Source organism: Paraclostridium sp. AKS73 (assembly GCF_025671395.1).
Lineage (GTDB): Bacteria > Bacillota > Clostridia > Peptostreptococcales > Peptostreptococcaceae > Paraclostridium > Paraclostridium benzoelyticum.
The window spans coordinates 1-9670 of the sequence record NZ_JAIXHU010000064.1 but is presented as its reverse complement, the minus strand read 5'-3'; the positions used below and the strand labels follow the sequence as shown (position 1 = coordinate 9670).

11 protein-coding genes, 1 tRNA gene, 2 rRNA genes, 1 other RNA gene, 1 pseudogene and 1 other annotated feature are annotated in these 9670 nt (G+C 29.2%); of the genes and pseudogenes, 15 read left to right on the top strand and 1 reads right to left on the bottom strand.

What is annotated here, in order from left to right; translation table 11 throughout:
• The 14 genes and pseudogenes from LEQ07_RS19175 to LEQ07_RS19115 form a co-directional block, all read left to right on the top strand.
• A 23S ribosomal RNA gene (locus tag LEQ07_RS19175) occupies positions 1-83 on the top strand; the annotation flags it as partial.
• 60 nt (positions 84-143) lie between these two features.
• Positions 144-260: ribosomal RNA gene (gene rrf, locus LEQ07_RS19170) — 5S ribosomal RNA — on the top strand.
• A gap of 361 nt (positions 261-621) precedes the next feature.
• The gene (locus LEQ07_RS19165; RefSeq protein WP_263331868.1) at positions 622-804 is read left to right on the top strand and encodes a hypothetical protein; all 183 of its coding nucleotides are present in this window, start codon (positions 622-624) and stop codon (positions 802-804) included.
• A gap of 228 nt (positions 805-1032) precedes the next feature.
• Positions 1033-1125: pseudogene (locus LEQ07_RS22725) on the top strand (hypothetical protein); the annotation flags it as partial.
• A gap of 108 nt (positions 1126-1233) precedes the next feature.
• Entirely contained in the window at positions 1234-1416 is a 183-nt protein-coding gene (locus LEQ07_RS19160; RefSeq protein ID WP_263331867.1) for a mechanosensitive ion channel family protein, read from the top strand.
• A complete protein-coding gene (locus LEQ07_RS19155) occupies positions 1383-1868 on the top strand; it encodes a mechanosensitive ion channel family protein (RefSeq protein ID WP_317852132.1) in 486 nt (161 codons plus the stop codon). The genes LEQ07_RS19160 and LEQ07_RS19155 overlap by 34 nt, the downstream gene beginning before the upstream one ends.
• Before the next feature lie 80 nt (positions 1869-1948).
• Positions 1949-2169 (top strand) — a binding site (T-box leader).
• 129 nt (positions 2170-2298) lie between these two features.
• Positions 2299-3582 carry a serine--tRNA ligase gene (gene serS, locus LEQ07_RS19150; protein WP_046822005.1) on the top strand — a complete coding sequence of 428 codons (1284 nt, stop codon included), beginning with the start codon at positions 2299-2301 and terminating at the stop codon, positions 3580-3582.
• A 218-nt stretch (positions 3583-3800) separates the two neighbouring features.
• Positions 3801-4256 (top strand): nucleoside deaminase, encoded by a 456-nt coding sequence (locus LEQ07_RS19145; RefSeq protein ID WP_021428132.1) that lies wholly within the window; start codon positions 3801-3803, stop codon positions 4254-4256.
• Positions 4257-4349: transfer RNA gene (locus tag LEQ07_RS19140), tRNA-Ser, on the top strand.
• Positions 4350-4372: 23 nt separating this feature from the next.
• Positions 4373-4637: signal recognition particle sRNA large type (gene ffs, locus LEQ07_RS19135), an RNA gene on the top strand.
• 146 nt (positions 4638-4783) lie between these two features.
• Positions 4784-6433 carry a DNA polymerase III subunit gamma/tau gene (gene dnaX, locus LEQ07_RS19130; protein ID WP_263331866.1) on the top strand — a complete coding sequence of 550 codons (1650 nt, stop codon included), beginning with the start codon at positions 4784-4786 and terminating at the stop codon, positions 6431-6433.
• Between the two features lie 65 nt (positions 6434-6498).
• Positions 6499-6840 carry a YbaB/EbfC family nucleoid-associated protein gene (locus tag LEQ07_RS19125; protein ID WP_021428128.1) on the top strand — a complete coding sequence of 114 codons (342 nt, stop codon included), beginning with the start codon at positions 6499-6501 and terminating at the stop codon, positions 6838-6840.
• 11 nt (positions 6841-6851) lie between these two features.
• Entirely contained in the window at positions 6852-7451 is a 600-nt protein-coding gene (gene recR, locus LEQ07_RS19120) for a recombination mediator RecR (protein ID WP_046822003.1), read from the top strand.
• Between the two features lie 153 nt (positions 7452-7604).
• Positions 7605-7832 carry a hypothetical protein gene (locus LEQ07_RS19115; protein ID WP_046822002.1) on the top strand — a complete coding sequence of 76 codons (228 nt, stop codon included), beginning with the start codon at positions 7605-7607 and terminating at the stop codon, positions 7830-7832.
• Between the two features lie 57 nt (positions 7833-7889).
• Here the strand turns inward: LEQ07_RS19115 and LEQ07_RS19110 are convergent, their stop codons facing one another.
• The gene (locus tag LEQ07_RS19110) at positions 7890-9095 is read right to left on the bottom strand and encodes an MGDG synthase family glycosyltransferase (RefSeq protein WP_046822001.1); all 1206 of its coding nucleotides are present in this window, start codon (positions 9093-9095) and stop codon (positions 7890-7892) included.
• 184 nt (positions 9096-9279) lie between these two features.
• Between LEQ07_RS19110 and LEQ07_RS19105 the strand changes: the two genes are divergently transcribed.
• Positions 9280-9510 (top strand): glutaredoxin family protein, encoded by a 231-nt coding sequence (locus tag LEQ07_RS19105; protein WP_263331865.1) that lies wholly within the window; start codon positions 9280-9282, stop codon positions 9508-9510.
• The last annotated feature ends 160 nt before the right edge of the window (positions 9511-9670 follow it).

The window sequence follows — 9670 nt, the reverse complement described above, 5'->3', positions numbered from 1 at the left end:
AAGACTACCTGTTGATAGGTCGGAGGTGTAAGTGCAGCAATGTATGTAGCTTACCGATACTAATAGATCGAGGACTTGACCAAGATTATCTAATCTTACTAATGTTATTCAGTTTTTAGAGTACTAACTCTAAATAAAGATTATGCGGTTATTACAGCAAAGAGGATACACCTGTTCCCATTCCGAACACAGAAGTTAAGCTCTTTAGCGCCGATGGTACTTGGTGGGAAGCTGCCTGGGAGAGTAGGACGTAGCCGCGTAATCTTTTTTATTTTACGTGGATTTAGTAGTGGTGGTTAAGGTTTAGTTTGCACTTGGGTCATAAAGCTGAGAAGATGCTTTGAATGACCTCGGCGTTGCAAACTAAACCTTAACCACTTTTTGTTGTGTAAAATAAAGAAGAATTACGCTTATATGGTATGATATAAAGAGATGAGAAAAGATGCTTTAAAATGGCCACTGTGCTATAAAGTTAATCCTAACCACTTTTTGTTGTGTGAAAATAAAAAGATTACTTTTGTACTGTATGAGATTAAATTTAATTTAAATGTACAAAGTGTAATAATTTAAATATAGCTTGAATAATCTTTATTAAAAGATACTAAAAAGGGGTAGGTAAAAATGAAGTTTAGTATAGAAGTTAATAGAGGGAGTATTCTAGATTTAATAAATTTAGCTGAAGAAAATAATTTAAAGATTAATTCAATTTCGCAAGGACCTATAAACGAAGAGATGATGAATATAAAAATTGATTTAGCTGATAGTAGTAAAATACAGGATCTTGATAATTTTGTAAAAAAATAGTAGATAGTAATTCGATGAACTCATGTGAAAGAATTTAAAGCTATGAATTTTCATAGCTTTTTTTTATTTTCTATAAATATGTATTAGAAGAATTGCATTTAATTAAAAAAATATTGTAAAATAATTAGAGATATAATAAATAAAAAGAAAAAATTATTAAAATAGACTTATAATAAATACATCAAGTTAGGAGAGTGAGCTTATGATTAGTGGAACTACAACGCAAGTATCTCAAAAAACCATAGAAACTTTTTTCATGCAGTTAAAAATAGTGGTCCTAAATTAATTTATGCGATTATATTTCTTATTGTAGGATTATATGGTTGTAAATGGTTAAAGAGATATAGCAAAAAGATTATACTTAAATACAATATTGAAAGAGGAGTAGCTAATTTTGCATCATATGCTATTTATGGATCTAGTGTTCTTATGGTTATTATGACCTGTCTAGATATAATTAACTTCCCTGTACAATCCTTTATGACAGTTATGGTATCACTGATAGGAGTTATTGGTTTATCTTTAGGTTTAGCGTTTAAAGAAATACTGTCAAATTTAGGTGCAGGTATGATAATTTTATTTTTCAACCGTTTAAAACTGGAGATTATATAGGTGGATCTGGGGTTGAAGGAACAGTTGATGATATACAAATTTTTAGCACAATACTAAAAACTCCTGATAATAAAGCTATTATAGTTCCTAATTTTAAGTTAACTAGTGACAATATAATTAACTATACACATCAAGAAAAAAGAAGAATAGATTTTTCATTTAGTGTAGCTTACGATACAAATATAAAAGTTGTAAAAGATGTACTAGCAAAAATTTTTAAGGAAGATAAAAGAATATTAAGAGATCCAGAACCTATAATTGGATTAAATACATTAGGTGAAAATGCTATGCAAATAGTAGCAAGGCCATGGGTAAAGACTGATGATTACTGGAGTGTATACTTTGATGTAATGGAGAAGGTAAAATCCAAATTTGATGAGAACAATATTGAAATACCTTTCCCTTCAAGAGTTATATATTATAAAAATTGTGATGAAGATATAAAAAAATAATAAAAATAATAAAACTTTTTGAATATTAGTATTGAAAGTTGATAATATATATAATATAATGATTTACAAATAGAACAAAGAATATGGCGAAGACGGAAAATAGTAAAAAGCAAGTTTGTATTCAGAGAGTGAGTGGTTGGTGAGAACTCATTACAATGGTTTTTGAATCCATTCCTGAGCTACTAATCCGAAAATAATAGTAAGATTGGTCGTATACCTACGTTACAGGATTGAGAGGTTTATATTTTACAAATGTAAACAACTAGGGTGGCAACGCGGATAACAGACTTTCGTCCCTTTTTAAGGGGTACGAGGGTCTTTTTTTATACAAAAATTGAAAATTGAAAATTGAAATAAAATCACTATTACATCATTAGGGGTAACGTTATTTTATTTTAAAATATAAAAATATTCTATAGGAGGAAGACAAATGTTAGATATAAAAAGAATAAGAGAAAATTTAGATGAAATAAAAAAAGCAATGGAAATAAGAGGAGAAAAAGAATTCGACCTTGATATAGTTGTAGAATTAGATAATAAGAGAAGAGAATTACTTCAAGAAGTTGAAGTTATGAAAAATGAATTAAATGTAGAATCAAAGAAGATACCTCAATTAATAAAAGAAGGTGTAGATGTTACAGAAGCAAAAGCTAAGTTAAAGCAATTATCTGAGAAGATAAAAGGATTTGATGAGAAAGTTAAAGAAGTAGAAGAAAAAATGGAATATAACTTAATGAGAATTCCTAATGTTCCTCACCCAGATGTTCCACAAGGAACAACAGATGAAGATAATGTACAAATAAGAACTTGGGGAGATCCTACAAAGTTTGATTTTGAAAACAAAGCTCACTGGGATATAGGAACAGGATTAGGTATATTAGATTTTGAAACTGCAGGTAAAATAACAGGATCAAGATTTACTTTATATAGAGGTTTAGGAGCTAGACTTGAAAGATCATTAATAAACTTCTTCTTAAATACTCACACTGAGAAGCATGGATACACAGAAGTATTACCACCATTTATGGCAAACAGAACTAGTTTTATAGGAACAGGTCAACTTCCTAAATTCGAAGAAGATATGTTCAAATTAGAAGGTCTTGATTACTTCTTAATACCAACTGCAGAGGTTCCTGTAACAAATATACACAGAGATGAAATATTATCAGCAGATGAGTTACCAATAAAATATTGTGCATATACTCCATGTTTCAGATCTGAAGCAGGATCTGCAGGAAGGGATACAAGAGGATTAGTAAGACAACATCAATTCAATAAAGTTGAATTAGTTAAGTTTGTTAAGCCAGAAGAATCTTATGAAGAATTAGAAAAACTAACAAATGATGCTGAAACTATGTTACAAATATTAGGATTACCATATAGAGTTGTAAGAATATGTACAGGAGACTTAGGATTTACAGCTGCATTTAAATACGATTTAGAAGTATGGATGCCAAGCTACAACAGATATGTTGAAATTTCTTCTTGTTCAAACTTCGAAGATTTCCAAGCTAGAAGAGCTGGAATAAGATTCAAGAGAGATAAGAAAGCAAAAGCTGAATATGTTCATACTTTAAATGGATCAGGATTAGCAGTAGGAAGATGTTTAGCTGCTATATTAGAAAACTATCAACAAGCTGATGGATCTGTAGTAGTTCCTGAAGCATTAAGACCATATATGGGTGTTGATGTTATAAAGAAAGACGAATTATAAGATTTAAAAATCTTATTTATCTAAATAGGGAGCTTATATACTAAGCTTCCTATTTATTTTAATAATTCATAATCAAAACCTACTTTAGATTTAATAAAAAATGTATTAGAAATAACATTAAATTTGTAGAATTATATTAGAATATGGGTTAAAATTTAAGTTGAATTATAAATTTAATTATGGTAATATTAAAGATGTTATAGGTTTTAGGAGGAAGCATGGACAAATCGTTTTATATGAGTGAAGCAATTAAAGAAGCATATAAAGCTTATGGAAAAGGCGAGACACCCATAGGTGCAGTTATAGTGAGGAATGGTGAAATTATAGCTAGAGCGCATAATCTAACTGAAACATTAAATGATCCTACAGCCCATGCTGAAATATTAGCAATAAGAAAGGCTTCAGATTACTTAGGTGGATGGAGACTTATAAATTGCGACTTGTATGTTACTATGGAACCATGTATAATGTGTAGTGGAGCTATAGTTCAATCAAGGATAAAAAAACTTATAATAGGAACTAAGCATATAAAAAACTTAAATATAGAAAAGCAACATGAATTCAAAGTTGACTACTTTAATACTTGCAATATAGATGTAACATTTGATATATTAAAAGAAGAATGTTCAGATGTATTACAAAAATTTTTTAAAGAGTTAAGAAAGCGACAGTAAGGAGAGATGGTCGAGTTGGTCGAAGGCGCTCGCCTGGAAAGTGAGTATACGGGTAAAACCGTATCGTGGGTTCGAATCCCACTCTCTCCGCCAAAAAAATTATGGTTATAAGTTTGCTGTGCTAGACGGGAAGGTAGCGGTGTCCTGTAACCTGCAATCCGCTATAGCAGGGTTGAATTCCATCTAGAGGCTTATATATTGTAGGGCTGCCCTAAATAAGTGGTGTTGACACTTAGGTCCTGCGCAACGGAAGCTCATAAACTCCGCCAGATCCGGAAGGAAGCAACGGTAAGTGAATCCTTTCGTGTGCCGCGGGGGTGCCTAAGTCGAGCTAACTGTTTAGGTAACGCCTATGATAGTAAGTCAATAGATGGTGCACAGCTTTAATATAAAAACAAAATCCCTTGTATGAGGGATTTTTTTTAATATAAAAAAATATGTAATTGATTTATACTGAAATAGATAATATTTGTTTTAATTGGTATATAATAAAATATCGGGATTTTAGAATTAAGGAGAGATAAATTATGCATAAGGCGTTGTATAGAGCCTACAGGCCTCAAACATTTAAAGACGTTGTAGGACAAAAACATATAATTAGAACTTTAAAAAATCAGATCCAAAATAATAATGTAGGACATGCATATTTATTTTGTGGAACTAGAGGTACAGGAAAAACTTCAACTGCAAAGATTTTTGCAAGAGCTTTAAATTGCCAAAACTCTGTAGATGAAGAACCTTGTAATGAATGTGAAGTTTGTAAAGATATACTAAGTGATAACATCATGGATGTTATAGAAATAGATGCAGCATCAAACAATAGTGTTGATGACATAAGGGAAATTAGAGAAAATGTAAAATATACTCCAGCAAAATGTAAATATAAGGTTTATATAATAGATGAGGTGCATATGCTATCTCAAGGTGCATTTAATGCACTTTTAAAAACACTTGAAGAGCCACCTTCATATGTAATATTTATATTAGCGACAACAGAACCTCATAAAATACCTGCTACAATTTTATCTAGATGTCAAAGATTTGATTTTAAAAGAGTTACAGTTAAAGATATGTCTAATAGAATGAAGGAAATATGCGATGATGTAAATGTAGTTGTAGATGACAGAGCTTTAAATTTAATAGCAAGAAACTCTCAAGGTGCACTTAGAGATGCACTTAGTATATTAGATCAATGTATGTCCTTTAGTGAAAATGATATAGAGTACAAAGATGTTGTAGATTTATTGGGAACAGTAAATATAGAGCAGCTATTTGAAATGGCAGAGTATGTTATAAAAGAGGATACAAAGAAATGTTTAGAGATATTGAATGAGTTTGTTGTATGGGGTAAAGATATAAAGAACTTGATAGATGATTTAATAGATCATTTTAGAAACTTAATGGTGTGTAAAGTATCTAGTGATTTAGATGAAATAATTTCTTTACCAGAAGAAATAGTTGAACAGTTAAAAGTGCAGGCAAGTACAATAGATGTCAATGATATTATTAGGATACTTAATATACTATCAACAACTCAGGATGCGATTAAGGTATCTTCGAACCCTAGAGTATTAGCAGAGGTTAGTATAATGAAATTATCTCAACCAATGTTTGATGAAAGCAAAGAATCTCTTTTAAAAAGAATATCTAATTTAGAAGAGGTTATAAAGAGTGGGAAAATAAATATAAATAATAATGTTGAGATAGAAAGTAAAAAAGAAGATAAAGAAACTTGTGAAAAAAATGAAGTTAAAGCTGAGGAAGAAGTTTTTTATGAAGAAGTCAAAAGTGAAGATGTTGAGCTAATAGAGAAATCTTGGGAAAATATACTTACTCATATAAAGAAAGATAAAAATATGCCTGTATATGCTATTTTAAGAGAGGCAAAAGAGTTTAATGTAAGTGCAAATAACTTATATATAGTATTTGATGATAGCTTTGCATTTGCAAAAAATAAATTAAGTGATGAAAAAACTAGAAATTATATAGAGAGTGTAATAAGAGAAATACTGAATAGAAGTTTCAGTATAAAAATAATTTTAAAGTCAGAAACAAAAAATATAAAATTAGAAATAGAAAAAGAACAAAAGGATAAAGGCGAAGAAATATTAAAATCCGTTTTTCCTAAAGAAATAATAGACATTAAGCAAAGTATAAATGAAAATGAAATTAAATAATAAATACGAATATGATATAATAATAGCATATTAAATAAAAAGGATAATTAAGGAGGAATTTATATATGGCTAAAAAAGGATTCCCAGGAATGATGCCTGGAAATATGAACCAATTATTAAAACAAGCTCAAAAAATGCAAACTGATATGCAAAAGATGCAAGAAGACTTAGAAACAAAAGAAATCGAAACTTCTGTTGGAGGAGGAGCTGTTACAGTTAAAGTTAACGGTAAAAAAGAAGTTGTTGATATTCAAATAAAACCTGAAGTTGTAGATCCAGATGATATAGAGATGCTTCAAGATCTAGTATTAAGCGCTGTTAATGAAGCATTAAGAAGTGTTGATGATATGCAATCTTCACAAATGAATAAATTAACTGGAGGAATGAATATTCCTGGGTTATTCTAGTAGGTGATTAGATGCAAACTTATTCAGGGCCTATTTCAAGGCTAATAGAAGAATTTTCTAAGCTTCCTGGAGTTGGAAGAAAAACTGCACAGAGACTAGCTTTTCACGTTATTAATATGAATATGAATGATGTAGAAGCTTTATCTAATGCTATAGTAGAAGCTAAGAAGGAAATAAAATATTGTTCTATTTGTTATAATATAACAGATAAAGATCCATGTAGTATGTGTTCCAATAAAAATAGGGACAGTGGAATTATATGTGTAGTTGAAGATCCTAGAGATGTAGCAGCTATGGAAAAAACAAAAGAATTCCATGGCCAATACCATGTATTAAATGGAGTGATTTCTCCTATGGATGGTATAGGTCCAGATATGATAAGAGTTAAAGAGCTTATACAAAGATTAGGAAATCAAGAAGTAAGAGAAGTTATAATGGCAACAAATCCAACTATAGAAGGTGAAGCTACAGCTATGTATATAGCAAGACTTTTAAAACCTATGGGAATAAAGGTTACTAGAATTGCACATGGTTTACCAGTAGGTGGAGATTTAGAGTATGCTGATGAAGTTACAATAACTAAAGCATTAGAAGGAAGAAGAGAAATATAAAAATCGAGATTTTATTCTCGATTTTTTTTATTTTTATATTAAATTTAATGTCGTTTTTTATAAGAATTTAGTTTATAAAATTTATGATGAAAATATTGAAGTTTCAATGGCGGTATTGTATAATTTTATTAAAAATTTTAATAGGGGTGCAAAATGAAATCAGCTATGAATTTTGAAGAGTACAATGCTATGAAAGAAAAAAGAAATAAGAAACTAAAATCATCTAAAGATAAATTAAAATACACTGAAGATGATGATATGAGTGTTCTTATAAAAAAGAAAAGTAAAAAATCTTTCAAATCAAAAGAGAGCAGTTTCAAGAATAATTATAAAAATTATCAATATGATTATGAAGAAGATTTTTATGAACCTAGGTACTAGGTTTTTATGCGATAGATAAAAAAACTGTAGAGATTATATCTACAGTTTTTATTTATATTATGATAATTCGTCCTCTATAAGACTAGCTATGTTTTGAGAAGAATTAAATTTTCTGATTGACTTAATATTCTTTTTAAGAAGTTCAAGTCTAGAAGGATCATCTATTATTACTTTTAATAGCACTGATAAAGTATACTTCTTAGTTGTTCTAAGTGCGGAACCACAATTACACAAGAAATCTAAATTTTCCTCTTCTTGCCCAGGTATATAGTATGGAACTATCATAGGAACATCTTTCAATAAAGCCTCTGTCGTTGTAAGTCCTCCTGGTTTTGTAACAAGTATATCAATAGAAGCTAAAATATCATTCATTTTATCTGTAAATCCTAAAATATGTACTGTTTTATTAGTTATATGACTCTCTAGTTTTTTAGAGAGTTTTTCTTTAAGCGATTCATTTCTACCTGTAATAACTAAAATTTGGAAATCTCTATCTATATCAAGCATTTCTTCGAATGTTTCTTTCATATTACCAGCTCCGAAACTACCACCCATAAGAAGAACTGTTAACTTTTCTGGATCAAAACCTAATTCAGATAAAACTGTTTCTCTATTTCTATGTTGTAAAAATGATTTTTCAACTGGAATTCCGAGAGGTTTAACTTTATCACCATCAACACCTTCTGAAATAAGAAGCTCTTTAACATACTCATGCCCTACAACATAGTAATCTAACTCATGCTGTATCCATGTAGAATGAGTTGTATAATCAGTTAATACTGAAATAAGTGTAGGGAATGTTTCAGTATTAAAATGATTATTAAAGTTATCGTTAAAGCTAGTATGAAATACGGGATTACTATTAGTGCTACATTGTTTTTTTAAAGTACTAAGTGCTATCATAGGAAAAGGATGAGTTCCTATGATTAAATCTGGTTGCTCATCTAAAAGTAATCTTCTAAAACGTTTAGCCATGAAACTTGTTATCATGTTTCCTTTAAACTCGTTTTTAGAAACAAGTCCAGTTTCAGAAAATCTATAAACTTTTCCATATGCATTAGGGGTATATATAGCAGACTTCTCATATCCCCTAGATATAATTTTATCCATAGTAGTATTTACAAGTTTTAAACTATCTATGATTTTACATTCTATATTTTCTCCGTCAAGTGTCTTTTTTATTAGTTCTTCTTTAATAGCTCTAGCTGCTCTATTATGTCCACCGCCTGTAGATGCGGACATAATTAATACTTTCTTGCTCATATTAGAACCCTCCTAAAATTAGCTTTATAAATATTTTATATTTATATAAACTTACGAATAATATTAATTATTTGAAGCACAGTATTGACATATTACACTTAATATTTAATACTAATCTAATATATGTAAAACAAAAATACAAGAGTGGTATTTCAAAAACAAAAGTAGGAGAAGTTAAAAAAGTATGAATAAAGTAGAAATTTTTAGCAGTGATAAATGTAAACAATGTATTGAATTAAAAAAATATTTAAAAGAAAAAGACATAAAATATATTGAGTATAATATATCTGGTAGTGATGAAAATAGAAAAACACTTATTAAACTTGGATACATGTCTGTACCCGTTTTGATTATAGATGGGAATCATGTTTTAGGTTTTGATAGAACTAGAATAGATAGTTTACTAGAATTATAAAATATAAAAAATATATAATAATATGAATAAAAAACATCAGCATTTGGAAAGCTTAACAAAGAAAAGTTTAAATTTATAAATAAAAAAAAGCAAAAAAATTTAAAAAAAGTGTTGACGATGTTAAATTAAGGTGGTATAGTATTACTTGTCCTTAAGAAAA